Annotated in this window: 23 protein-coding genes and 1 riboswitch; of the genes, 15 read left to right on the forward strand and 8 right to left on the reverse strand. The window is 64.7% G+C overall.

The window, feature by feature from the left end:
• Window positions 1-3 precede the first annotated feature (3 nt).
• The gene (locus BMX04_RS11200) at window positions 4-933 is read right to left on the reverse strand and encodes a calcium/sodium antiporter (protein WP_420876404.1); all 930 of its coding nucleotides are present in this window, start codon (window positions 931-933) and stop codon (window positions 4-6) included.
• A gap of 210 nt (window positions 934-1143) precedes the next feature.
• Here BMX04_RS11200 and kynU point away from each other — a divergent pair, with 210 nt between their 5' ends.
• The 3 genes from kynU to BMX04_RS11215 all read left to right on the forward strand — a co-directional run bounded on the left by kynU (window position 1144) and on the right by BMX04_RS11215 (window position 6721).
• On the forward strand, window positions 1144-2337 hold the full coding sequence (gene kynU, locus BMX04_RS11205; RefSeq protein ID WP_074786517.1) for a kynureninase: 1194 nt from the start codon (window positions 1144-1146) through the stop codon (window positions 2335-2337).
• A gap of 234 nt (window positions 2338-2571) precedes the next feature.
• On the forward strand, window positions 2572-4626 hold the full coding sequence (locus BMX04_RS11210; protein ID WP_074786520.1) for a Hint domain-containing protein: 2055 nt from the start codon (window positions 2572-2574) through the stop codon (window positions 4624-4626).
• A gap of 352 nt (window positions 4627-4978) precedes the next feature.
• Window positions 4979-6721 (forward strand): Hint domain-containing protein, encoded by a 1743-nt coding sequence (locus BMX04_RS11215; protein WP_074786523.1) that lies wholly within the window; start codon window positions 4979-4981, stop codon window positions 6719-6721.
• 12 nt (window positions 6722-6733) lie between these two features.
• Here BMX04_RS11215 and BMX04_RS11220 read toward each other — a convergent pair whose 3' ends face one another.
• The 4 genes from BMX04_RS11220 to BMX04_RS11235 form a co-directional block, all read right to left on the reverse strand.
• Complete coding sequence (locus BMX04_RS11220; protein ID WP_074786526.1) at window positions 6734-7510, reverse strand: gamma-glutamyl-gamma-aminobutyrate hydrolase family protein; 777 nt, start codon at window positions 7508-7510, stop codon at window positions 6734-6736.
• Window positions 7511-7688: 178 nt separating this feature from the next.
• A complete protein-coding gene (locus BMX04_RS11225) occupies window positions 7689-7883 on the reverse strand; it encodes a DUF2256 domain-containing protein (protein ID WP_074786529.1) in 195 nt (64 codons plus the stop codon).
• The gene (locus tag BMX04_RS11230; RefSeq protein WP_074786532.1) at window positions 7883-9370 is read right to left on the reverse strand and encodes an FAD-binding domain-containing protein; all 1488 of its coding nucleotides are present in this window, start codon (window positions 9368-9370) and stop codon (window positions 7883-7885) included. Before BMX04_RS11230 ends, BMX04_RS11225 begins: the two co-directional genes overlap by 1 nt.
• 15 nt (window positions 9371-9385) lie before the next feature.
• Entirely contained in the window at window positions 9386-9583 is a 198-nt protein-coding gene (locus BMX04_RS11235) for a hypothetical protein (protein WP_074786535.1), read from the reverse strand.
• Between the two features lie 109 nt (window positions 9584-9692).
• Here BMX04_RS11235 and pepN point away from each other — a divergent pair, with 109 nt between their 5' ends.
• A complete protein-coding gene (gene pepN, locus BMX04_RS11240; RefSeq protein WP_074786538.1) occupies window positions 9693-12299 on the forward strand; it encodes an aminopeptidase N in 2607 nt (868 codons plus the stop codon).
• A 9-nt stretch (window positions 12300-12308) separates the two neighbouring features.
• On the opposite strand, the gene BMX04_RS11245 is transcribed toward pepN, so the two are convergent.
• Entirely contained in the window at window positions 12309-13544 is a 1236-nt protein-coding gene (locus tag BMX04_RS11245) for an acyl-CoA dehydrogenase family protein (protein WP_074786541.1), read from the reverse strand.
• A 370-nt stretch (window positions 13545-13914) separates the two neighbouring features.
• Here BMX04_RS11245 and rlmJ point away from each other — a divergent pair, with 370 nt between their 5' ends.
• Together rlmJ and ctaD are read left to right on the forward strand one after the other, a co-directional pair.
• Complete coding sequence (gene rlmJ / locus BMX04_RS11250; protein ID WP_074786544.1) at window positions 13915-14694, forward strand: 23S rRNA (adenine(2030)-N(6))-methyltransferase RlmJ; 780 nt, start codon at window positions 13915-13917, stop codon at window positions 14692-14694.
• Window positions 14695-14878: 184 nt separating this feature from the next.
• A complete protein-coding gene (ctaD, locus tag BMX04_RS11255) occupies window positions 14879-16552 on the forward strand; it encodes a cytochrome c oxidase subunit I (protein ID WP_074786547.1) in 1674 nt (557 codons plus the stop codon).
• A gap of 94 nt (window positions 16553-16646) precedes the next feature.
• Here the strand turns inward: ctaD and BMX04_RS11260 are convergent, their stop codons facing one another.
• Together BMX04_RS11260 and BMX04_RS11265 are read right to left on the reverse strand one after the other, a co-directional pair.
• Complete coding sequence (locus tag BMX04_RS11260) at window positions 16647-17018, reverse strand: cupin domain-containing protein (RefSeq protein WP_074786550.1); 372 nt, start codon at window positions 17016-17018, stop codon at window positions 16647-16649.
• Window positions 17019-17954: a hydrogen peroxide-inducible genes activator gene (locus tag BMX04_RS11265; protein WP_074786553.1), complete on the reverse strand. Its 936-nt coding sequence runs from the start codon at window positions 17952-17954 to the stop codon at window positions 17019-17021.
• A 148-nt stretch (window positions 17955-18102) separates the two neighbouring features.
• On the opposite strand from BMX04_RS11265, the gene BMX04_RS11270 reads away from it, so the two are divergent.
• From BMX04_RS11270 to BMX04_RS11310, 9 genes are all read left to right on the forward strand, one after another.
• Entirely contained in the window at window positions 18103-18333 is a 231-nt protein-coding gene (locus BMX04_RS11270; protein WP_217644463.1) for a YdcH family protein, read from the forward strand.
• A gap of 26 nt (window positions 18334-18359) precedes the next feature.
• Window positions 18360-18548 carry a hypothetical protein gene (locus BMX04_RS11275; protein WP_050661508.1) on the forward strand — a complete coding sequence of 63 codons (189 nt, stop codon included), beginning with the start codon at window positions 18360-18362 and terminating at the stop codon, window positions 18546-18548.
• Between the two features lie 180 nt (window positions 18549-18728).
• A riboswitch (cobalamin riboswitch) is annotated at window positions 18729-18938 on the forward strand.
• Between the two features lie 135 nt (window positions 18939-19073).
• On the forward strand, window positions 19074-20906 hold the full coding sequence (locus tag BMX04_RS11280) for a TonB-dependent receptor plug domain-containing protein (protein WP_083398165.1): 1833 nt from the start codon (window positions 19074-19076) through the stop codon (window positions 20904-20906).
• Window positions 20881-21747, forward strand: coding sequence for an ABC transporter substrate-binding protein (locus tag BMX04_RS11285; RefSeq protein ID WP_074786556.1), 867 nt, complete (start codon window positions 20881-20883; stop codon window positions 21745-21747). Before BMX04_RS11280 ends, BMX04_RS11285 begins: the two co-directional genes overlap by 26 nt.
• Window positions 21744-22727: a FecCD family ABC transporter permease gene (locus BMX04_RS11290; RefSeq protein ID WP_074786558.1), complete on the forward strand. Its 984-nt coding sequence runs from the start codon at window positions 21744-21746 to the stop codon at window positions 22725-22727. The genes BMX04_RS11285 and BMX04_RS11290 overlap by 4 nt, the downstream gene beginning before the upstream one ends.
• Window positions 22724-23482: an ABC transporter ATP-binding protein gene (locus BMX04_RS11295; protein WP_074786561.1), complete on the forward strand. Its 759-nt coding sequence runs from the start codon at window positions 22724-22726 to the stop codon at window positions 23480-23482. The genes BMX04_RS11290 and BMX04_RS11295 overlap by 4 nt, the downstream gene beginning before the upstream one ends.
• Window positions 23479-24135: an adenosylcobinamide amidohydrolase gene (locus BMX04_RS11300; protein WP_074786564.1), complete on the forward strand. Its 657-nt coding sequence runs from the start codon at window positions 23479-23481 to the stop codon at window positions 24133-24135. The genes BMX04_RS11295 and BMX04_RS11300 overlap by 4 nt, the downstream gene beginning before the upstream one ends.
• A complete protein-coding gene (locus BMX04_RS11305; RefSeq protein WP_074786567.1) occupies window positions 24128-24766 on the forward strand; it encodes a MotA/TolQ/ExbB proton channel family protein in 639 nt (212 codons plus the stop codon). The genes BMX04_RS11300 and BMX04_RS11305 overlap by 8 nt, the downstream gene beginning before the upstream one ends.
• Complete coding sequence (locus tag BMX04_RS11310) at window positions 24766-25143, forward strand: ExbD/TolR family protein (RefSeq protein WP_074786570.1); 378 nt, start codon at window positions 24766-24768, stop codon at window positions 25141-25143. The genes BMX04_RS11305 and BMX04_RS11310 overlap by 1 nt, the downstream gene beginning before the upstream one ends.

The following is a 25143-nucleotide window of genomic DNA, read 5'->3' on the forward strand; positions in this document are numbered from 1 at the left end:
GGCTCAGCCCTGCGCCAGCCACACATAGGCCCCATAGCCCGCCAGCATCAGCGCACCAACGCCGCGCCCGATGACCGGCCGCATCAGCAGCAGACCAGCCAGCAACAGCGACACCGCGATCATCACCGGCAGGTCGAACGCCAGAAACCGCCCGGCCACCGGGATTGGCGCGATGACCGCCGTCACCCCGAGAATTCCGAGGATATTGAAGATATTGGAGCCCACGATATTTCCGATCGCGATCTCCGACTGCCGCCGCAGCGCCGCAATCAGCGACGTGGCAAGCTCCGGCAGTGATGTGCCGACGGCGACGATGGTCAGCCCGATGAAGGCCTCTGAAATGCCATAGCCCCGCGCGATGGAAACCGCGCCGTCCACCAGAAACCGCGCGCCCAGCATGAGCGCGATCAACCCGCCCAGAACCGTAAGCGCTGACATCAGCCCCGATCCGGCGGCCCCCGGCAGATCGGGCGCAGCCTCGCCCGGCTGGCGGTACGCCCAGACCAGATAGGCCACAAGACCGGCGAACAGGATCAGACCGGCAGGCCGCCCCATCTGCCCCAGTGCAAAGATCGGCACCAGCGTCAAGGCTGCGGCCAGCATCACGCCCAGATCGCGCGACAGCGCACGCCCCTGTACCCTGATCGGCCAGACCAGCGCCGAGATCCCGACGATCAGCAGGATATTGGCGATGTTCGAGCCCAGAACATTGCCAAGCGCGATATCCGGCACGCCGCGCCAGGCGGCATCCACCGAAACCAGCAGTTCCGGCGTGGACGTACCGAAGCCGACCACGGTCAAACCGATCAACAAGGGCGGCATTGCAAGCCGCCGCGCAATCCCCACGCTGCCCCGCACGAGCGCCTCGCCACCGATCAAGAGACCGGCAAGACCGGCCAGAAGATAGAGATAGTCCAATCCGTTAACTCCCATGGGCGACACCACGCCGTGACGGGGCAAGTGGGCATGCCTGCGGCGACCCGCAAGACACCTGACAGGTTTATTTGATCCGGCTGTCGCGGGGGCGCGGCGCAGGATCCGCTCTCGACTGCAAAGTGCGGGCGCGGCATGGTGTCGAACGACGCACCCTCTCGATTTGCCGTCGGTCTTCGGGCAGACGTGACCAGAAAAACGGAGACGACGATGACAGATTTCACCGCGACGCGCGCCATGTTCCATATGCCCGAGGATGTCATCTATCTCGACGGGAACTCTCTCGGCCCACTGCCGCGCGCGGCAATCGAGCGGATGCAAGGCACCCTGCATGACGAATGGGGCGAGATGCTGATCACCGGATGGAATCGCGCCGGTTGGATGGCGCAGCCGCGGCATATTGGGGATCGGATCGGGCGACTGATCGGGGCCGAGGCGGGCCAAGTGGTGCTGGGCGATACGCTGTCGATCAAGGTTTACCAGGCGCTTGCCGCCGCGCTCGAACTGCGCCCCGACCGGCGCGTGATCCTCAGTGACAGTGGCAATTTTCCCTCCGATCTCTACATGGCCGAGGGGCTGATCCGTACGCTTGATCGAGGCCATGAATTGCGCATCGTCGCCCCGGAAGAGGTGGCAGGCGCGATCACCGATGAGGTCGCGGTGACATTGATCACGGAGGTGGATTACCGCACCGGGCGGTTGCACGACATGGCGGACCTGACCGCACGCGCGCATGCGGCGGGGACCCTCACGGTCTGGGATCTGGCGCATAGCGCCGGGGCGCTGCCGGTCGATGTGGCGGGCGCAGGCGCGGATTTCGCCGTGGGCTGCACCTACAAGTATCTCAACGGCGGCCCGGGTGCGCCTGCCTTCATCTATGTCGCGCCTCGTCACGCAGAAACAGCCTTTCCCGCACTCTCGGGCTGGCTTGGACATGACGCGCCTTTCGCCTTTGAACCCGCCTATCGCCCCGGCGCGGGTATCGAACGGATGCGCGTCGGCACGCCGCCGGTGCTGGCCATGGCGGCCCTGGAAGCGGCGATCGATGTCTGGGACGGTGTCGACATGAACGATCTGCGCGCCCGCTCGATCGAACTGAGCGAGATGTTCGTCAAAGGGGTCGAGGCCGCCTGCCCGATGCTGACACTGGCCAGCCCGCAAGACCCGGCACGGCGCGGTTCTCAGGTGTCGTTCCGCTTTGAAGAAGGCTATGCTGCCATGCAGGCCTTGATCGCACGCGGTGTGATGGGCGATTTCCGCGCGCCGGATATCATGCGCTTCGGCTTTACCCCGCTCTATATTTCGGAGGCCGAGGTCGAGACCGCAATTCGCATCTTGACCGACGTGATGCAGAACCGTCTCTGGGACCTTCCAGAGCACCGGACACGCCACGCGGTCACCTGAGACAAGCCGACACAACCCTGAGCTCGAAAAGCCAGGCTTTCGCCTCAATCTGTCGCAAATTCACCAAAAACCCCGCCAATTGCCGCCGCAGACGCTGTGTATCCATTTTGGAAACAACGGGATGCAACAGCACATGAAGCGCATCCCGTCTTAGCGAAGCAAGGCCATCAAAGAGCCTTGGCGCGTCTGACACAATGGCGGGGGACACACCCCCGCGAGGCAGGAGTGACGGGTATGCCCGACGGGTATCTGGTACAATTGGGCGATGGGTCGCTCGATCCGAACGACGGCATTGTCGACCCGCTTGTGACATTCACCACCGACACCGAACTTGGTGCGGGGGACTGGATCTGGTCCGGCACCTGGAACGGGCAGACCTTCACCAACACGTCCGAACCAGGCGTCTTTTTCCTCGCCACCGACGGCAATGTCTATTTCGTGCCGGATTTCGGCCCGGTGGACACGATTACATCCGCAACGGTGCAGGACGCGCCGACCTTCTCTATCTCCAATGGCCCTGTGGATGGAACCGCCGGGGCAGACGTCATCGACGACACCTATACTGACGGGGATGGCGACTCGGTCGATACCGGACTGGGTGGCGGCCCGGACGGCAATGACGACACGGTCAACGCAGGTGCAGGCAACGACAGCGTCGCGTCGGGTCTCGGCAACGACCAGGTGCAGGCAGGTCCCGGCAACGACACCGTGGATGCAGGCGATGGTGACGATCTGGTGATCGGCGGCAGTGGCCAGGATTCGATCCTCGGTGGTTCCGGCAACGACACGCTCTATGGCGGCAACGATCCCGCACAGTTCACCGGCACCGGCGGCACGAACACGCTCAGCACGTCGTTTCAGGTCATAAACCTGGGGAATTTCGCTGATATCGATCCCAACGAGGCCAATGGCATTTCCGAGAACATGGCCGATCTCTTCGGCACCTACGGCTCTCTCGACGCACCGCTCTATGACAACCTTCTCGACATGACGACCGCCGATCCTAACGGATCGGGCAATGTCGACGACAATGACAACGGCAACACGCCCGAAACCGTGACCATCGGCGGGCAAAGCGTCACGCTCGACAGCGTGCAGGTCTACAACGCCACCCTAACCTATGCCGATGGCAGCACAGCGAACATCACAGCAGTGGTGTTCCAGACCACCACCGGTGACACATTCCTTGCCCCTGAACTCGCGATCAACGCCGATAACGCGGCGCTCTCGGCGCAGCCTATCGTGTCGATCTCGCTCAACTCGACCAGCGCCGATAACGGCTCGCTCGCCGCGAGCCGTGTCGATACCGATTTCAAGGTGCCGATGGCAGACGAAACCGGCGATTTTATCGACGGCGGCGCGGGCAACGATCAGATCTTCGGCAACGAAGGAGATGACACTCTGACCGGCGGCACCGGGGCGGATACGATCTATGGCGGCACCGGGAACGATGCGTTCTTTCTGGCCGAGGGCGACGTGGCGTTCGGCAGTGACGGCGACGACCTCTTCGTGATCGGTGATCTCGGCGAGGCAGGCGCGGGCACGATCAATATCGTGGGTGGCGAGGGGGACGAGACAGCCGGCGATACGCTTCAGCTCAATGCCGACGTGACACCGGACGACATCACCTTCACCAACACGGATGACACCGCGGGCGGGCTATCAGGCTCGTTCACGCTGGCCGATGGCACCCTCGTCACCTTCTCGGAAATCGAGAACATCATCTGCTTTACCCCCGGCGCACGCATTCTGACGCCGCGCGGCCTGCGCCGTGTCGAGCGCCTGCGGGCGGGCGATCTGGTCATCACCCGCGACAATGGCCCTCAACCAGTGCGCTGGACCGGCCGTCGCACGGTGCCGGGTATCGAGCGCTTTGCCCCGATCCGCGTGGCCGCGCATGTGCTTGACGGGGCGACAGCACCGCTTCTGGTCTCGCCGCAACACCGGTTTCTCTTCACCGGCTACAAGGCCGAACTGCTGTTCGGCTGCGACGAGGTGCTGGTCTCGGCCAAACACCTGGTGGATGGGCGCGACGTCACCGAGGCACCACAGGCCGAGGTCACCTATATCCACGTCATGCTCGATCGCCACGAGGTGATTTATGCCGACGGTGCCGCAACCGAGAGCTTTCACGCCGGAGATATCGGTCTGGCCGCGATTTCCGATCAATCCCGCGAGGAGATGTTCCGCATCTTCCCTGAATTGCGCACCCATCCCGAAGCCTACGGACCCACGGCGCGCCCCTGCCTGAAACGCCATGAGGCACGTCTTTTGCAACCCTGCACCTGAGTGACCCTGAAATACAGCCGCGCGCTGCCGTTGAGATGTCGAATTGCCACCACAGACCCGCCTGACAGACCGCTTAACCCGATCAACAGACATTTTGCCTAGCTTCGTGATGCTGCCAGCATGCCGTGTGTTAAGTACGAGGAAGAACAAATAGTTATGCCATTCAACTCAGAACAAACCAGCAATGGGCACCGCATCCCGACTACCCCCTCGGGATCATCCCCGCTGCGCGGCACCGCCACACAAGATGGAGACGGGCGAACGGGGGCTATGCGCTGGTCAAGTCAGGCCGAATCCTGCCCCGATGATCGGGCAGGCAAAGAAAGGCTTTTGAACGAGTACGAGATTTAAGATGGCGAACCACATCACGAACGGTGTCTTTGAAACCAACACCGCCACGGCTGGGTCGCAGTCCCCCTCTGGCTGGACGATCACCTCGGGCTCACCCGATCTTCAGACCGACGGCAGTTTCGAATGGGCCAATCAGGGCTGGATGCCCGCCGATCTCGACGCCTCGGGCGGCGGCTATATCACGTTGTTCGGAGATGGCGGAACGGCGCGCGAGGCGCTGTCGACCACGCTCAACACATCCGTTGTCGCTGGCCAAACCTATACGTTTTCCTTCGACTTCTACGTCAACGATTCGAACGGCACCAGCAATCAGGCGGGCGCCACGAACCTGAACGTCACCATCGGCACGCAAACACTGACACTCCCGATCGACAGCACCGGGCAAACGGCCCCCTACTGGCAGACCGCGACCTTCAACTTCACCGCGACCGAGACGACCAGCAACCTGTCGCTCTCCACCACGAGCGATACAGGGGCCTTCGGCAGCCTGACAGGTATCGCCCTCGACAATCTTGTCCTCGATGTCGCTCTCAACGGAATCGTCGAAGGCACGGCAGCGGGCGAACTCATCGATATCGACTATATCGGCGATCCCGAGGGCGACCGCATCGACGCCAACGACAACCTTGCCGCAAACAATGACGACAGCGTAGAGGCAGGGGCGGGCGATGACACGATCCTTGCCGGGGCTGGCAATGACACCGTCAACGCGGATGACGGCAACGACCTGCTGGATGGCGGCGCAGGCGACGACATCCTGAACGGCGGTAACGGCAACGACACCCTCTCCGGCGATGCCGGGGAGGACACGATCTTTGGCGAGGCCGACGATGACCTGATTTCCGGCGGCACCGGCAATGATCAGCTGTTCGGGCAAGACGGTAACGACACGATCAACGTGAGCCAGGGCGACAGTGCCGAGGGCGGCGACGGCGACGATGTGTTTATTCTGACGGATCTCGGTGAGACCGACACCGGCACCATCACGATCATCGGCGGCGAGGGTGACGAGACGGCGGGCGACACGCTGGTCTTGACCCCCGATATCGGGCGCGACGACATCACCTTCACCAATACCGACGACGCGGCCGGGGGCCTTTCCGGCACCTTCACCCTGAATGGCGCAGTGGTGAATTTCTCGGAGATCGAGAATATCATCTGTTTCACCCCCGGTGCCCGGATCCTCACCCAATGGGGTGAGCGCCCGATCGAGATGCTGCGGCTTGGCGACATGGTGGTGACCCGCGACCATGGGTTGCAGCCGGTGCGTTGGATCGGCGAGCGAACCGTGCACGCGACAGGGGCTTTTGCCCCCATCTCCATCGCGTCAAGCGTGATGGGCGGGCATGAAGCTCTGTTGGTTTCGCCTCAGCACCGGTTGCTGTTCACCGGCTATCGCGCCGAGCTGCTTTTCGGCGAGAGCGAGGTTCTCGTCGCGGCCAAGCATCTGGTGAACGGGCGCGATGTGACGGTCTCCCAACAGGAGGCAGTGACCTATATCCACATCATGTTCGACCGCCACGAGGTGATCTATGCCGGTGGCATAGCAACCGAGAGCTTTTATGCCGGAGACTCCGCGCTTTCAGCCGTGGATGCCGCCGCCCGCGAGGAATTGTTCACGATCTTCCCGGAATTGCGCAGCGCGCCGGGGCGCCATCGCGAGATCGCGCGTCCCTGCCTCAAGCGGCACGAAGCGGCCTTGCTGTGCAACGAGGACGAAATTGCCCCGGCGTGGTCACGCTAGGCCGCGTGTCGGTCAGGCACTGCGCAGCACCGGGGCCACCTGCCCCGCCGCCCAGGCCCGCACCGCATCGCCAAAGGCGGTGAACAGCGGGCGGCTGACGGGATCGTTGGTGGCGTTGTACTCCGGGTGCCACTGCACCGCGAGGGTAAAGCCGCGCGCGCCGTCGAGATAGAGCGCCTCGGGCGTGTCGTCATGCGCCCAGCCGTCGATCACCACGCCATGTCCGGGCCGCACGATGCCCTGCCCGTGCAGGGTGTTGGTCATCACTTCCTCGGCCCCCATCAGGCGATGGAACACGCCGCCCGGCGTGAACCGAACCTTGTGGCGCAGGGCAAACTGTTCATCCATCGTGCCCTCGGGCGGCATGCGATGGTTGTCGCGCCCCGGCAGATCGCGGATTTCGGGGTGCAGCGTGCCGCCCATGGCGACATTTACTTCCTGAAAACCGCGGCAGATGCCCAGAAACGGCTGCCCCCGCTCCAGACAGGCGCGCACCAGCGGCAGGGTGATCGCGTCGCGGGCCCGGTCAAACGCGCCATGCGCCTCGGTCGGCTCTTCGCCATATTCCTCGGGGTGGACATTGGGCCGCCCGCCGGTCAGCAGAAAGCCGTCGCACACGTCCATAAGCTCCGCCACCGAGATATAGCGCGGGTCAGCGGGAATGATCAGCGGCAGGCACCCTGCCACATCGGCCATGGCAGAAGAGTTGATCGTGCCGCCCGCATGGGTGGGGTAGCGATTGTCGATCTGATACTGGTTTGCGATGATGCCGACGACCGGGCGAGTCATATTGGTCCTTCTTGGTCAGGCGCGTTGCGTTCCATTTGCCTAAGATATAGCGCAGAGTGAAATAACAAAACATCAATCCGCGCACATATTCTCGTGCGCTGATGCGGGTTTGCCCAAAATCCCTGCACGGTTTCTTGACCTTTCCACGCGATGCTGCGTGCCGTGGGCGGGGGTCGCGTCACCGGTCAAACGCATCCCGACCGGCCGTGGTTTTCCCGTCCACACCAGCCGGTGTGCGCATCCTACGGCAGCGGTCCGAGCAATGGCGCACCTCGTCCCAGACCTTGGCCCATTTGCGCCGCCATTGCATCGGGCGACCACACGTGGCGCAGGTCTTGACCGGCAGGTCGGATTTGCGGCGGCCGCGCGGCATTAGAGGTCGAGGCTCAGCTGTGCATCGTTGCGCGGCTTGCGGCGCGGGCGCTTGCGGCTCGCGTGTTTTTGCACGATCCGCGCCGTCTCGGCATCGCCGCGATGCGCCGCGCAACAGGCATAGACCGCCTCTTTGGCGGCCTTCGCCGCCGCCACCGGATCGACAATCGGCGCGGGGTATCGCTTGCCCAACAGGCTGCCTGCCCCGTCCCAATCCCACGGCCGCTGCAAATGCGCATCCGGCACCCCGGCCAGTTCTGGCACCCAATCCCTCGTGAATGCGCCGGTCGGGTCCTGATCCAAACCCTGCTTGACGGGATTATAGATGCGGATCGTGTTCATACCCGTTGTCCCTGACTGCATCTGCACCTGAGACCAGTGAATGCCCGGCTCGTAATCGGTGAAATACCGCGCCAGCACCGCCCCGGTCGCCCGCCAATCCAGCCACAAGTGATAGGACGCCACCGCCATCAGCATCGAGCGCATGCGGAAATTGAGCCAGCCGGTGGCAATCAGCGAGCGCATGCAGGCATCGACAAAGGGCAGCCCCGTCTCGCCGCGCGCCCATGCGCCAAGCCGCGCGGCGTCCGGCTCCTTGGGGCGCAAATCCTCATAGGCGGGGTGCAGGCAACGATGCTCGATGGACGGCTCATCCTCCAGCTTTTGCATGAAATGGTCACGCCAAGCCAGCCGTGCCTGAAACGAGCGCATCGCGCGCGCCCAGCCTGCACCGCGCCCGGTGGGTGCGCGCCACCCCGCCTGCACCGCCTCACGAATCGAAAGCGTGCCGAGGGCGAGATGCGGGCTCAGCCGCGAACAGGCCCGCGCGCCGGTCACGGGCGAGGACATGGCGCGGGTATAGCTCTCGCCGCGCGTGGTCAGGAAACTCTCCAAGGCACGCTCTGCGGCCCACCGCCCGCCGCGCTGCCGACCGGGGCAATGGTCTTCAAGGCCGAGCGCGTGCGCCTCGGGCATTGGGTCGCTCGTGATCCCGGCTCTGGCCACAGCGCCTGAGATCGTCGGCACCAAGGGTGCACGCATGAACGCATCGCGCGCGCCCTGCCATCGGTCGCGGTTGTCCAGCCGCCGCATCACCCCGCATTGCGGCATCTCGTGCCACGTCACCCCCTGCCCGCGCGCCCACTCCGCGACGCGCCGGTCGCGCTCAAAGCTCCAGCCGTTGCCGGTTTCCTCATGGCTGACAAGATGGGTCACGCCATGCAAGGCGCGCAGATCCTCCAGCACTGGCACGGCCTCACCGACGCGGAGAATCAACGGCAAGCCGATCCCGAACAATGCCTCGCGCAGGCTTTCCAAAGCCTCGCGCAAAACCGCATAGTGCCTACCCGAGGCATCCCGCTGCGCCCACATCTCCGGCACCACGATATAGAGCGGGATCACCGGCCCAAGCCGCACGGCATGCGCGAGCGCCGGATGATCCTGCACCCGCAGATCGCGCTTGAACCAGCAGATCACCGGTGCGGGCATGTCAGGCGACCTCGGTCATTCTACAACCACTCCTTCGCCGGTGCGTCCGTCGATCTTCACGTCCGGGTCGACCGGCGTCTGTCCCTGCGAGGCGACCCAGCCGATCAGCCCCAGAAGCAGCACGAGCGCAAAAAGCACCGCCCCCCGTATCCCCATCAACGCGGGCTTGTGCTGTTTCTTCTGCTTTTCGACATTCGTCTCGGGTGCCGACATTGTGGCTCCTTTCCTATGCGTCCATCCGCGCGCATCCCCCATTGAAGCTGCACGCGCATCGCCCTAACGTCCGGCAAACCTCTTGATCCAGCCGACGGAGACGCCCGCGATGAAAGACGCCTCACCCCAAACCATCTATCTCGCGGATTACACTCCGCCAGCCTTTCTGGTCGAAAAGGTCCACCTGACCTTCCGCCTCTCACCGGAAAAAACCCGCGTTCTCAGCAAGATAGAGTTTCGCCCCAACCCCGCATCATCGAGCCACACGTTCTTCCTGCATGGCGAAAACCTCCGCCTCATAGGTGCGAAAATCGACGGCGCGGCGATCACCCCCGAGGTCACCCCCGAGGGCCTGACCGCCGATGCGCCCGACGCACCCTTCACCTTCGAGGCCGAGGTCGAGATCAACCCGGCGGGCAATACCGCGCTTGAGGGGCTGTATATGTCGCCGCAGAACGTGGGAGCGAGCACCGCGAGCGGACGCGAAAGTCTGCCAACCGAAAATGCCATGTATTGCACCCAATGCGAGGCCGAGGGGTTTCGCAAGATCACCTATTACCCCGATAGACCGGATGTGATGGGCGTCTTCACCGTCCGGATCGAGGGCGACACGCCGGTGATGCTGTCCAACGGCAACCCGGTAGCGCAAGGCAATGGCTGGGCCGAATGGCACGATCCCTGGCCGAAACCGGCCTATCTCTTCGCGCTCGTGGCGGGCGATCTGGTCGCGCATTCCGACCGCTTCACCACCCGCTCGGGCCGCGAGGTCGATCTCAACATCTGGGTGCGCCCCGGCGATGAGGGCAAATGCGCCTTCGGCATGGAGGCGCTCAAGAAATCCATGACATGGGACGAGGAAGTCTACGGGCGCGAATACGATCTCGACCTCTTTAACATCGTCGCGGTCGATGATTTCAACATGGGCGCGATGGAGAACAAGGGGCTCAACATCTTCAACTCCTCCTGCGTGCTGGCCAGCCCCGAGACCAGCACCGACGCCAATTTCGAGCGCATCGAGGCGATCATTGCGCATGAGTATTTCCACAATTGGACCGGCAACCGCATCACCTGCCGCGACTGGTTTCAGCTCTGCCTCAAGGAGGGGCTGACCGTCTATCGCGACTCGGAATTCACCGCCGACATGCGTTCCGCCCCCGTCAAGCGCATCGGCGACGTGATCGCCCTGCGCGCGCGGCAGTTCCGCGAGGATAACGGCCCGCTCGCGCATCCGGTGCGGCCCGAAAGCTTTGTCGAGATCAACAATTTCTACACCGCCACGGTCTATGAGAAGGGGGCCGAGTTGATCGGCATGCTCAAGCGGCTCGTGGGGGATGAGGCCTATGCACGCGCGCTCGACCTCTATTTCGAGCGGCATGACGGGCAGGCCTGCACCATCGAGGATTGGTTGCAGGTGTTCGAGGATGCGACCGGCCGCGATCTGGCGCAGTTCAAACGCTGGTACACGCAGGCCGGAACACCGCGCCTGCGGGTCAGCGAAGACTACGAGGGCGGCACCTACACCCTGCATTTCGAGCAACACACCCCGCCCACGCCGGGGCAGGAGGTGAAAGACCCCCGCGTGATCCCGATTGCGGTGGGGCTTCTGGGGCCCAACGGCGACGAGGTCAAAGAAACGCAACTGCTGGAGATGACCGAGGCGCGGCAAAGTTTCACCTTCGACGGGCTGGCCGCCAAGCCGGTCCCTTCGATCCTGCGCGATTTCTCCGCCCCGGTGATCCTGGACCGCGAGACCAGCAATGAAGAACGCGCCTTCCTGCTCGCCCATGACACCGACCCGTTCAACAAATGGGAGGCCGGGCGCGCCCTGGCCCGCAACGGCCTGCTGGCGATGATCCGCGAGGGGGCCGCGCCAGATGCCGCCTATCTCGACGCCGTGCATACCATGGCCCGCGACGAGACGCTTGACCCGGCCTTTCGCGCCCTCGCACTTGGGCTTCCGAGCGAGGACGATCTCGCACAATCGCTGCATGACGCGGGGCACACCCCCGACCCGCAAGCCATCTGGGACGCGCTGGAGACCCTGCGCGACGCCCGCGCCGTGACGATGGAGGCCACCGCAAGCGCGCTGTACGACCGGCATCAGGTCACCGCCCCCTACCGTCCCGACCCCGAGCAGACCGGCGCGCGGGCGCTCGCCAACGCCGCGCTTGCCATCCTCACCCGCCGCGACGGCGGCGCGCAGGCGCAGGCGCAATATGATGCAGCGGACAACATGACCCAGCAGCTTGCCGGGCTCTCTTGCCTTCTACAGGCGGGCGAAGGCGCAGCCGCGGTGCAGGCGTTCTATGAACAGTGGCAGCACGACCGTCTGGTGATCGACAAATGGTTCAGCCTGCAGATCCTGCAAGCCGCCCCCGAAGACACTGCCGATACCACCGCACGCCTGACCGAGCACCGCGATTTCACCATTCGCAACCCCAATCGCTTCCGCGCCACGTTGGGCGCGCTCGCCATGTCACCGGCAGGCTTTCACCACGCGTCGGGCAAGGGCTACAGGACGCTCGCGGATTGGCTCATCGCGCTCGATCCACTCAATCCGCAGACCACGGCGCGCATGTGTTCGGCGTTCGAGACATGGCGGCGCTATGATGCGGACCGGCGGGCGCTGATCGCGGAACAGCTTGACCGCATCCTTGCCACCCCGAACCTCAGCCGCGACACGACAGAAATGGTCAGCCGCATACGGGGGGGCTGAGCCGAACGCTCAGACCTTTTCCTGCGTGTGCTTGCGCAATTCGGCGCGGGCCACCTGCCGACGGTGCACCGCGTCGGGACCATCGGCCAGCCGAAGCGTGCGCACATGGGTCCACATCGCGGCCAGCGGCACGTCCTGTGAAATGCCCTGCGCGCCGAACATCTGCACCGCCTCGTCGATCACCTTGAGGGCCACGCGCGGGGCCACCACCTTGATCTGGCTGATCCACGGGGCTGCGGCGCGGGCATCGCCCTGATCCATCATCCACGCCGCCTTGAGACACAGGAGCCGCGCCTGCTCGATCTCCATCCGGCACTCGGCGATGATATCGTAATTCGCCCCCAACTGCGCCAGCGGCTTGCCGAACGCCTCACGCGCGAGGCTGCGCTTGCACATCATCTCGAGCGCGGACTCGGCTTGCCCGATGGCGCGCATGCAATGGTGGATACGGCCGGGCCCGAGGCGGCCCTGCGCGATCTCGAAGCCGCGCCCCTCGCCCAACAGCATGTTGTCGGCGGGCACGCGCACATTCTCGAACTTGAAATGCATATGCCCGTGCGGCGCGTCGTCACGACCGTAGACTTCCATCGGGCGCAGCTTTTCAATTCCGGGCGTGTCGGCGGGCACCACGATCATCGAATGGCGCTGGTGTTTGGGCTGGTCATCGCCCCCCGTCCGGACCATCACGATATAAACGGCGCAGCGCGGATCACCCGCGCCGGTGGCCCACCATTTCTGACCGTTCAGCACGTAGTGATCACCGTCGCGCGCGCAAGACATGGCGATGTTGGTGGCGTCCGAACTGGCAACCTCCGGTTCGGTCATCAGGTAGGCGCTGCGAATCTCCCCCTCCAGCAGCGGGGCGAGCCATTCGGCCTTCATCGCCTCGGTGCCGTAGCGCTCGAACACCTCCATGTTGCCGGTATCGGGGGCATTACAGTTGAACACTTCGGCCCCCATCGGCGTGCGCCCCATCGCTTCGGCAAAGTAGGCATATTCGACTGTCGTCAGGCCAAAGCCGCGTGCACTGTCGGTCAACCAGAAATTCCACAGCCCCTCGGCCTTGGCCCGCGCTTTCAATCCTTCGAGGATTTCGGCTTGCCGGGGCGTGTAGGTCCAACGGTCCCCCTTGCCCACTTCGGCGTGATACTCGGCCTCCAGCGGCATGATCTCGTCGCGCACCATCGCCGCCACGCGATCCAGCAAGTCCTGCATCTGCGGCCGCATGCCAAGGTTCATTTCCATGCCTCTCTCCTCTTTTTCTTGCGTGCCACAAGCCTGCGCTCCGCACCTTCAACCCCTGCGCGACAACCCCGCGCCGCCTTGCAACCCAAGGCCCCGAACGTGGCCGAATGCCAAAACCTTACCCGCGCAGACCCCAATTTCCGCCACATTACACACGCCATATGAGCCTTGTTGGGGGACACGCTGCACGCATCCCACGCAGCGCGACCCGCACATTCAGTGACGTAACATATTCAAGAGTGATCTGTTTCCTGTATGGTATGCAACAGCAAATCAGGTGGCCGCCACCGTGCGGTCACCTGGTCCTGATTGCGACACCCCGCCCCTCATGCCATCTTCCCCCGTCCGGAACCGCCTGCTATTGGGCCGCATGCTGAGCTATCAACATCACTACCACGCGGGCAATCCGGCGGATGTCCACAAGCACGCGCTGCTGGCGTGGGCGCTGGACTACCTCACGCGCAAGGACAAACCGCTCAGCTATATCGAGACCCATGCGGGCCGGGGCCTCTATGACCTGAGCGATGCGGCCGCCCACAAGACCGGGGAGGCCGCACAGGGCATCGGGCGGCTGGAGACGGCGATTGCCGCCACTCACCCCTACCGCCTGCGCCTTGATGCCACACGCGCGAAACACGGGGCCCACGCCTATCCCGGCTCGCCGCTCATCGCGGCGCTCAGCCTGCGCGCGGGTGACAGCCTGCACCTCGCGGAACTGCACCCGGGCGAGCATGCCCTGCTCGCCTCGCATCTGGCCCCCTACCGCGCGCGACTGCGTCAGGAGGACGGGTTCGCCATGGCCCAAACCCTCTGCCCTCCCATGCCGCGCCGGGGGCTGCTGCTGGCCGATCCAAGCTATGAGGTGAAGACGGAATATGACAGCATTCCCCGCCACTTCGCCCAGATCGCCCGAAAATGGAACGTGGGTATCCTGATGCTCTGGTATCCGATCCTGACCAGCGGCATCCACACCGCGATGCTCACGCATCTCGGCGCGATCTTCCCCGAAGCTCTGCGCCACGAGGTCCGCTTTCCACCTGTCCGCGCGGGACACCGCATGGCGGGCTCTGGAATGTTCGTGGTGAACCCGCCCTACGGTCTGCGCGAGGAAGCCGCACGGCTCACAGAGATCTACGCCGCGCAGGCTTAAGCGGCGCAGGCCACATCGGGCATCCCCGCCCTCAAACGCCGGGGGGTGCGACAAAATTCTTTGATCTGCATCAATTTCGCGCATTGCCGCGCCGGGCGGGACATTCTAAAACCTGAGAGGATCACGGGCGTGTGAGCCACGCTGGATTCTGCGTGCCCGTCACAACATCAGCAGGAGGCATCAAATGGCAGACGCAGCCATTCACGGCCACGAACACGAAGATCAGCGCGGGTTTTTCACCCGGTGGTTCATGTCCACGAACCACAAGGATATCGGTATCCTTTACCTGATCACCTCGGCGATCGTCGGTCTCATCTCGGTCATGTTCACCGTCTACATGCGGATGGAACTGATGGAACCGGGCGTTCAGTACATGTGCATGGAAGGCGCGCGCTTCATCGCGTCGGATGTCGCCGAATGCACGCCCAACGGCCACCTTTGGAACGTGATGATCACCTATCACGGCGTCCTGATGATGTTCTTCGTCGTCATCCCGGCCCTGTTCGGCGGGTTTGGCAACTATTTCATGCCGCTGCAAATCGGCGCGCCGGACATGGCGTTCCCGCGCATGAACAACCTCTCCTTCTGGCTGTTCATCGCCGGCACGTCGCTTGGCGTGGCCTCGCTTCTGGCGCCGGGTGGCAACGGTCAGCTTGGCTCTGGCGTGGGCTGGGTGCTCTACCCGCCGCTCTCGACCAACGAGGCGGGCATGTCGATGGACCTCGCGATTTTCGCGGTCCACGTCTCGGGGGCGTCGTCGATCCTCGGCGCGATCAACATGATCACCACCTTCCTCAACATGCGTGCGCCGGGCATGACGCTGTTCAAGGTGCCGCTCTTTGCGTGGTCGATCTTCGTCACCGCATGGCTGATCCTGCTGGCCCTGCCGGTGCTCGCGGGGGCAATCACCATGCTGCTGACCGACCGCAACTTCGGGACGACCTTCTTCGACCCGGCGGGCGGCGGCGATCCGATCCTCTACCAGCACATCCTGTGGTTCTTCGGCCACCCGGAAGTGTACATCATCATCCTGCCCGGCTTTGGCATCATCTCCCACGTGATCGCGACGTTCTCGCGCAAGCCGATCTTCGGCTACCTGCCGATGGTCTGGGCGCTGATTGCGATCGGTGTTCTGGGCTTTGTCGTCTGGGCGCACCACATGTACACCGTGGGCATGTCGCTGACCCAGCAGAGCTACTTCATGCTGGCGACGATGGTGATCGCGGTGCCAACGGGGGTCAAGGTGTTCAGCTGGATCGCGACCATGTGGGGCGGCTCGATCGAGTTCAAGACGCCGATGCTCTGGGCGTTCGGCTTTCTGTTCCTCTTCACCGTCGGCGGCGTCACGGGCATCGTGCTCAGCCAGGCATCGGTAGACCGGGCCTATCACGACACCTATTACGTTGTGGCTCACTTCCACTATGTGATGAGCCTTGGCGCGGTCTTCGCCATCTTTGCCGGGATCTATTTCTACTTCCCCAAGATGACGGGCCGCATGATCCCCGAATGGGCCGGCAAGCTGCACTTCTGGGCGATGTTCATCGGTGCCAACCTGACCTTCTTCCCGCAGCACTTCCTGGGACGTCAGGGCATGCCGCGCCGCTATATCGACTATCCCGAGGCCTTCGCGGTCTGGAACTGGTGGTCGTCGATCGGGGCCTTCATCTCGTTCGCGTCGTTCATCTTCTTCTTCGGGCTGGTGATCTACACGCTCCTGCGCGGGGCGCGTATCACCCAAGCCAACCCCTGGAACGAATACGCCGACACGCTGGAATGGACCCTGCCCTCGCCGCCGCCGGAGCACACCTTCGAACAGCTCCCCAAGCGTGAGGACTGGGACAAGCAGCCAGCCCACTGATCGGCATGAGACCGACACGACGCAGGCCCCGGATCACTCCGGGGCCTGTTTCATTTCAAGCCGGTCTTTGCGATGCTCTGCCTGCGATACCGGCTCAGTATCCGCCCGGCTTCCACCCCATGAACGCCTTTGTGACGGTCTCGGACACCTCCCACGTGACGCGCATTCCGTCTTTCACGAAGGCACAATCACCGGGGCCGAGGCGCAGCACCTCGCCGGTTGCGTGATCCGTGATCTGACAGCGCCCCTCGAGAATCACCATCATCTCGTCGCCCTGCTCGGTGCATTTGAACGCGCCTTGCGTGCAGCGCCAGATACCGGCGCGCGTGTCATGCCCCGGCCCACCGGCATCCAGACGCCCGTGGCAAACAGGGTCTCCGGCCACCATGACGTAATCGCTTTCCGGTGCGTCAAAGGGCCAATGCTCGAGCAGCCCCACATCCTCTCCCGGCACGAATTTCAGCATTTATCCCTCCACCGTCACTAGATCCGAAAAATGCTCCTGTAGAACCGCCCGGATCACCGGAATAATCCGATCGAGCAGCGCCCGATGCACCGAGCGCCTGCGCCACGCAACCCCGACCGACCGGGTGAAGCGGTCGTTGCGAAACGACAGGATCGCCACGTCTCCCGCTCCCTTCGACACTTCCGATCGCACGTAGAGCGCGGGCAGAAAACTCACCCCCATGTTCAGCGCCGTCATCTGCCGCAGCGTATCGAGGCTGGTGCCCTCGTAATCGTGCCGCAGTTGGGCACCCATCTCGTCGCAGAGGCCAACGATCTGGGCATGCAACGGATAGCCGCGCGGCAAGGCCAGCATATCCTGCCCCGCGAGATCCCGGTCCTCCGCGCGGTCCATATCGGCCAGAGGATGGTCCTGCGCAACGGCCAGCTTCAACGGCTCGCGGAACAGGCGTTCGGAGACAAGATCGCGCGAGTGTAGCGGCAGTTGCGCAAGAATGAGGTCATGCCGCCCGGCCAACAGTTCGTCCTGCAATACATCCGGTGCCGCGTCGCGGATGATCAGCTTGAGGCCGGGACAGACCAGCCTGAGTCGGCGCACAACGTAAGGCAGGAAATAGGGGCCGAGCGTCGGGCTTGCCCCGAGCCGGACCGTGCCGCTCAGACCTTCCCGGCTGGAATGCGCCAGTGCCTGCAAGGCTTCCGCCTCTTCCACAACCTTACGGGCGTGCTCCAGAACCTCGCGACCGCCCGGCGTCAGAACAGCGCCACGCTGCCCACGCTCCACAAGTGGCAGATCAAGCGCGGTTTCAAGACCGGCGATCTGCTGGCTGAGCGATGGCTGGCTTACCCCCACCCTTTCCGCAGCCTTGCGGTAATGGCCAGCCTCCGACAGGGCGATGAAATATCGCAACTGTCGAAGCGTCACCTCCTGCTGCATGATCTCTCGCCCTCCGCATTCCTAAAGACACTTATATAGGAATTTCCTATCAAACTGAAATATAACATCGGCTTTTCTAAACGAAATGCATCCCCATCTCTATCGGGTCGCACCCTGAACCGCGACCGATCCAACCGGGAGGAGACCCATGATGCCGCATCGCCGGATTTCTCATCAATCGCTCATCAGCCGCATTGCCACACTGCGCCGCCGTCATGCGAAAATCGACGCACGTATCGATGACGAGCAGCGGCGACCGATGCCCGATATCGCCCGGCTGAAACGTCTCAAGCAGGAGCGTCTCGGCCTCAAGGACGCGATTGCGATAACTCGCACCATCGCCGACCGCCACAACCCCGACAGCGCCCGCACCGGCTGAGCCCGGGCCAATCTTCGGAGACAGACATGTCCTATTACTTCCTGTCCGTGATGTCCTCACGCGTGTTCCACAGCCGCGATCTCGATGGGCTGCAAGAGGCGCTGACCGAAGAGGACGAACCCGACGCACAGACAATGCCGCCGCAACGTCGCACACATGGTGATAGCCTCACCCCCCGAATGCGCCTCACCCCACGCACGCAGGCCAAGGCCTGAACGCGCAATTCGCAACGCGGCCACCATCTTCACAGGCCCGGGGCTACTCGGGCCTGACGCATTTCAATTCCATAATCATTTCAAGAATAGGCGATTTCTTCGTGGCACGCCGCGTTCCCTCAGCCGCGCCGTACTACCCGAGAGGATATCTTTATCCTTGCGCGAATCCCGCATCACGATTATCCGAAGACTTACTTCGGTCCGGGAATGCAGATTTTCGGTGAAAAGGGAATACGGTGCGATCCTCGTCTTGGATCAATTCCGTAACTGCCCCCGCAACTGTAAGCGGCGAGCGATACCGGCATATGCCACTGTCACCCCATGTGACGGGAAGGCCCGGTAAAGCAGCGACCCGCGAGTCAGGAGACCTGCCGAGGTGATCACCCTATCCGGGCGCGGGGCGCGCCGTGGATAACGGTCTATTCCGTAGTGGTGGCGCTTCACCGTCTGCGGAGGGGCCATGTCCTTTCCAATGACTTCGCACCTTGGAACACCGATGCCGGAGACCGGTATTGAGGGACATAAATGACATATCTGCGAACCACCGCCCTTTGTGCGCTCTGCGCGCTCTGCACCGCCCCCGCGATCGCGCAGGATGCGTTTGAACTCGACACGATCACCGTGACAGCCAACCAGACCGACACCACGCTCGAGCGCAGCGGCTCGACCGTCGAGGTGCTGCCCGCCGATGACGTACGCGATGCCCCGACCGCGCGACTTGGCGATTTTCTGACCTTTCAGCCCGGCATCTCGTCCTCTGGCAACGGCCCGCTAGGCACCACCTCCACGCTGCGCATTCGTGGCCTTGGCGGTGCCTATGTGCCGGTGCTGATCGACGGCATCGACGTGACCGATCCCGCCAGTAGCGGCGGCGGTTTCGATTTCGGCGGGCTGACAAATGCCGGGCTTGGCCGCATCGAGGTGCTCAAGGGTTCGCAATCGGCGCGCTTCGGTCAGAACGCCGTCGCCGGCGTGGTCAATATCGAGAGCCTGCGCCCCACCGAGGACGGCGTGCACGGCTTTGCCGAGGTGGAGGCAGGCAGCTTTGACACCCGGCGCGGTGTGCTGGGCCTCACCGCCCGCACCGACCGCACCGATCTGGCCTTTTCCATCAGCCGCACCGAAAGCGACGGCTTTTCCGCCTCTGCGGCGGGAACCGAGGATGACGGGTTCGACTCGACCCAGGCCAATCTCTATCTGCGCCACCAGGTCACCGACATCTTCGCCGCAGGTCTCAGCGCTCTCTATATCGACAGCCGCGCGGAGTTCGACGAGTTCGGCGGCGACGGGCCCGCGCCGTTCGATGAATTCAACGAGCGCGAGGTCACAGGCGTGCGGCTCTTCACCGAGCTCGAAACCGGGCCGGTCAGTCATGAACTGGCGTATTCAACCTTCGAGACCGACCGCGTCAGCTTCTCCAACGGCACCCCCACACCGTTCAAAGGCGAACGCGACCGCATCGAGTATCGCGGCAGCTATGATACGGGCGGGATCTGGGCGCTCAGTTTCGGCGGCGATTATACCGAGGAACAGGACCTCAATCAGAAGATCGACATCGCAGGGCTGCAGGCTGAACTTCTGCTCGCCCCCACCGATGCGCTCGATCTCGCCCTCTCCGTTCGGCATGACGACCACTCCGAATTCTCTGGCGAGTTGTCGGCGCGTGCCGCCCTCGCATGGCGCATCCGTGACGACCTGATCCTGCGCGCCTCGGCATCCGACGGCTTCCGAGCGCCAACGCTCTCGCAACTCGACCCGTTCTTCGGCGATCCGACTTTTCAGCCGGAAACCTCGGTCAGCTACGACCTCGGGCTGGAAAAGCGGCTCGATGGCGACGATTTCATCCGCGTGACCCTGTTTTCCACAGAAATCGACAACCAGATCTTCTTTGACGGCAATTCTACGCGGTGCATTGCAGCAACTCCTCCGAATACCGGTTGTTTTGAAACTGGCGATTTTGAGGGCAGCGGCGTCGAAATTTCAGGACAGGCCGCGATCAACGAATTCCTCACTCTATCCGGAGCTTACACATATACTGATGCCGAGCAGAACGGAGCCGCAGCCGCCCGCGTGCCAGAGCACGATTTGGCCCTTGGCCTCCGCGCACAGATTACGCCACAGTTCGAAGCACAGTTCACGCTCCAGCATATCGCCGGCGTGACCCCTTCGACCTTTGCCCCGACGCCAAACAAGGTGCAGGATTACACCCTCGTCCACATCAATGCCGCCTACCAGGTGACAGACAATGTCGATGCTTTCCTTCGGGTCGAGAACCTCTTTGACGAGGATTACGAGACAGCCGGTGGGTTCAACACCTCGGGCCGCGCCGCCTATGTGGGGCTGCGTGCGTCTTTCTAGGCTCATATCGCTTGGCGCGGCCTTCGCCCTCGCGGGGGCCGTGACCGCAACCGAGACCGGGGCCGACCCGGCCCCGCGCCGGGTCGTGTCGATCAACCTGTGCACCGATCAGCTGGCGATGCTGCTGGCGGCACCGGGGCAGTTGATTTCGGTTTCCGATCTGGCCGCCGATCCGCACAGTTCCGCCATGGCGGACGCCGCGCGCGGCTATCGGGTCAATCAGGGCCGCGCCGAGGAGGTCTATCTGCTTGCCCCCGATCTGGTGGTCGCCGGGGCCTATACCGATCCCGCCACCATCGGCATGCTGCGCCGGGTGGGTCTTCGGGTGGAGCAGTTCGACACCGCCAAGTCGCTGACCGACACCCGCGAGCGCATCGCGCAGATGGCTCGCGTTCTGGGGCGTGACGACGAGGGCACCGCCCTGATCGCAGAGTTCGACGCGCGTCTGGCGGAACTGAAGGCCAAGGCCGGCAATCACCCGCGCGCCGCGCTCTACCATCCCAACGGCTACACGCTCGGCGGTGGCACGCTGGCTGATGACATCCTGCGCGCTGCGGGCTTTCGCAACCTCGCCGCAGAGCTGGGCCATCGCGGCGGCGGCACCCTGCCGCTGGAGCAGCTTGTCATGGCCGCGCCCGATCTGTTGATCAGTGCCGCCCCCCTGCCCGGTGCCTCGCGCTCCGAGGCGGTTCTGGGTCATCCCGCGCTCGATGCACTGCGCAAGGGGCGCGCCGGGCTGCGGATCACCTCGCCCGACTGGATCTGCGGCACGCCGCATGTGCTGAATGCGGTCGAGCGCCTGACCGACGCGCGCCGCGCCCTGCCGGAGGGCGGGCAATGAGCCGCCTTGCCCTCGCCCTCTCGGCCCTCGTGGCGGTTCTCTTCGCCGCCTCGCTCACCACTGGACCGTCAGACACCTCCACCCTGTCGGACCTCTCTGCGCTCTTTCTCGGCGGTGACGGCCCCCTGCCGCTGGTGATGCGCGAAATCCGCCTGCCGCGCGCGCTCTTGGGCCTGATGATCGGCGCAAGCCTCGGACTTGCAGGCGCCGCGATGCAAGGCTACCTGCGCAACCCGCTGGCCGAGCCGGGGCTGATTGGCGTGTCGGGCTCCGCCGCCCTCGGCGCGGTGCTCGCCATCCATACCGGGCTTGCCGCCGCCTTCACCCTCGGCCTGCCGCTCGCGGCGCTGGCGGGCGCAGGCACCGGCGTGCTGCTGGTGCTGATGCTGGCCGGGCCACGCGGCGCGTCGATCACGCTGATCCTGGCGGGCATCGCAATCTCGGCACTGGCCGCCGCCCTCACCTCGCTGGTGCTCAATCTTTCGCCCAATCCCTATGCCGCCTCCGAGATCGTGTTCTGGATGATGGGCTCGCTCGCTGACCGCTCGATGACGCATGTCTGGCTGGCGCTGCCGCTGATGGTGGTGGGCTGGGTCGGGCTTGCGACCCTCGGGCGCGGTCTGGATGCGCTGACATTGGGCGAGGACGCGGCAGAGGCCATGGGCATTCGCCTCACCCGCCTGCGCCTGACGCTCGTGGTCGGCACCGCCTTCGTGGTGGGCGCGGCGACCGCGGTGGCCGGGGCCATCGGCTTTGTCGGCCTCGTGGTGCCGCACCTGCTGCGGCCGCTGGTGGGCGCGCGGCCCTCGCGGCTGCTCTGGGCCTCGGCGCTTGGCGGAGCGGCGATGGTGCTTGCCGCCGATCTCGCCGTGCGGCTGGTCCTGCCCGAGCGTGACCTGAAACTCGGCGTGCTCACAGCCCTCGTCGGCGCGCCGCTCTTTCTGCACCTGATCTACAAGACACGGGCGGAGATGGCATGACCCTGCTCAGCGTCGATAGCCTCTCGGTGCGGCTGCGCGCGCGTCCCGTCCTGAGCGATGTCAGCTTCAGCGTCGGGCCACGGGAATGCGTCGGCCTCATCGGCCCCAATGGCGCGGGCAAGACGACGCTCTTGCGCGCGATCCTCGGGCTTGTCCCGCATAGCGGCCATAGCAGCCTTGCCGCCCTGCCCCCGCGCGACCGTGGCCGCGCCGCCGCTTGGATGCCACAGGCGCGCGATATCGCCTGGCCGGTGAGCGTCGAGACGCTGGTCGCCCTGGGCCGCACCCCTCACCTGTCGGGGCTACAGGGCATCAGCGACGCCGACCGCGCCCATGTCGATGCGGCGCTCACCACGATGGGGCTCGACGCTCTGCGCGACCGCACCGCCACGCGCCTGTCGGGCGGGGAACAGGCGATGGCGCTGATCGCCCGGGCTCTGGCACAGGACACACCGCTCCTGATGGCCGACGAGCCGATTGCGGGGCTTGATCCCGCCAACCAGATTTCCACGATGGAGGTCTTTGCCGGGCTGGCAGAGGAAGGCCGCGCCGTCATCGTCTCGATCCACGATCTGGGTCTGGCCGCGCGCCATTGCACCCGGCTCATTCTGCTGGGCGAGGGCGGCATTGCCGCCGATGGCCCGCCCGATGCCGTTTTGACGCCCGACAACCTTGCGCGCATCTTCCATGTCTCGGCGCATTACGCGCACACCGCGCAAGGCCCCGTCTTTCAACCGCTCGAGGTGACCCGATGAGCCGCCTGCACCTGGACCGCCCCTGGCTATCGCTCGATCTGGGCCGCGACATGCCGGTGCTCAGTTGGGCCGTGAACCGCCCCGGTCAGGTACTGGCCCGGCGTATCCTGTGGCGCGAGGTGCGCAATGCCGATCTGCCCGAGGATCTCGATGTTGAGGATTGGCTCGACCGGGACCTTGCGGCGCGGCAGGCCTGCGATGCCGTCTGCTTTCTCACCTCCTGCGATATAGGCACCTATTGCGAGGCGCGCGCCACGGCGGGTGCCGTCACCGCCCGCGCCGTGGCGACCGTCGGGCTGTCGAATGCCGAACGCGTGGGCCGCCGCCTGCCACCTTCGGCGCATGGCTGGGGCACGATCAACATCGCGGTGGTGCTTGACGCCGGCCTGACCGACGCGGCCCGGCTGGAGGCGATGAGCATCGCCACGCAGGCCCGCACCGTCGCCATTACCGAAGCGGGGCTGCGCCTTGCGACCGGCCTCGCCACCGGCACCGGCACCGATTGCATCGCCATTGCAGCACCCGAGGGCACCACGCGGTATGCAGGCCTGCACACCGAGGCGGGCGAGGCCGTGGGCCGCGCGGTGCTTGACGCGGTCCGGCAAGGCGCGCAGGCATGGACCCGACCGGCAAAGGAGGCGCAGCATGGATAGCACCGCGCTCATCGGATTTCTGGATCGGGGCGGCCCGGCGCTCTGGGTGATCGCGGCGCTTTCGGTGCTGACCCTCGCGCTGATCCTGTGGAAGGTCTGGCGGCTCTTGTTGACCGGCGCGTGGTCCGGGGCGGTGACCGAGCGCGCGGTGGCCCTCTGGCAGCACGGGCAGGGCGCCGAGGCCACGGCCCTCCTGCGCCCGCGCCGCAGCTTGCGCGCCCGGCTCGCCCTCGCCGCGATGGAGGCGGCCACGGCCCCGCACTGGGGCGAACGCGAGGCGCGCGAAGACACCACCCGCATCGCCAAGTCGCTGCTGAACGAGGCGCGCTCCGGGCTGCGCGCGCTTGAACTCATCGCCACCATCGCGCCACTGATCGGCCTTCTCGGTACGGTTCTGGGCATGATCGCCGCCTTTCAGGCGCTGCAAGACAGCGGCAACAGCGCCGATCCCTCGATCCTCGCCGGCGGCATCTGGGAGGCGTTGCTGACCACCGCTGCAGGCATGGCGGTGGCGATCCCGGCCTCGATGGCGCTGACATGGTTCGAGAGCGTCGCGGACCACGTGCAGGCCGACATGGAAGACGCCGCCACCCGCATCTTCACAACTCCGCATGTGCGAGGCGCGCCATGATGAGCTTTGGCCAGCCCCGCGCGCCGCGCCGCCCCAGCCTCACGCCGATGATCGACGTGGTGTTCCTGCTGCTGGTGTTCTTCATGCTGGCCGCGCGCTTCGGCCACGACATGACCTTGCCCTTGTCCACCGGCGGCAGCGGTAATGCCACCTATGACGGCCCGCCCCGCCTGATCGGGATCGCGGCCGAAGGGCTCACACTCAACGGAAACCCCGTGACGCTCGACACCCTGCCCAAAGCCCTCGCCCCGCTGATGGCGGACAGGGGCGACGCCGTCGTGCTGCGCCCCGCGCCCGGGGCCGACCTGCAATCGTTGATCGCCGTGACCGACGCCTTGCGCGTTGCCGGTCTCACGCGACTGATCGTGGTGGAGTAG

Origin of the sequence: Roseovarius tolerans (genome assembly GCF_900109855.1) — a bacterium.
Lineage (GTDB): Bacteria > Pseudomonadota > Alphaproteobacteria > Rhodobacterales > Rhodobacteraceae > Roseovarius > Roseovarius tolerans.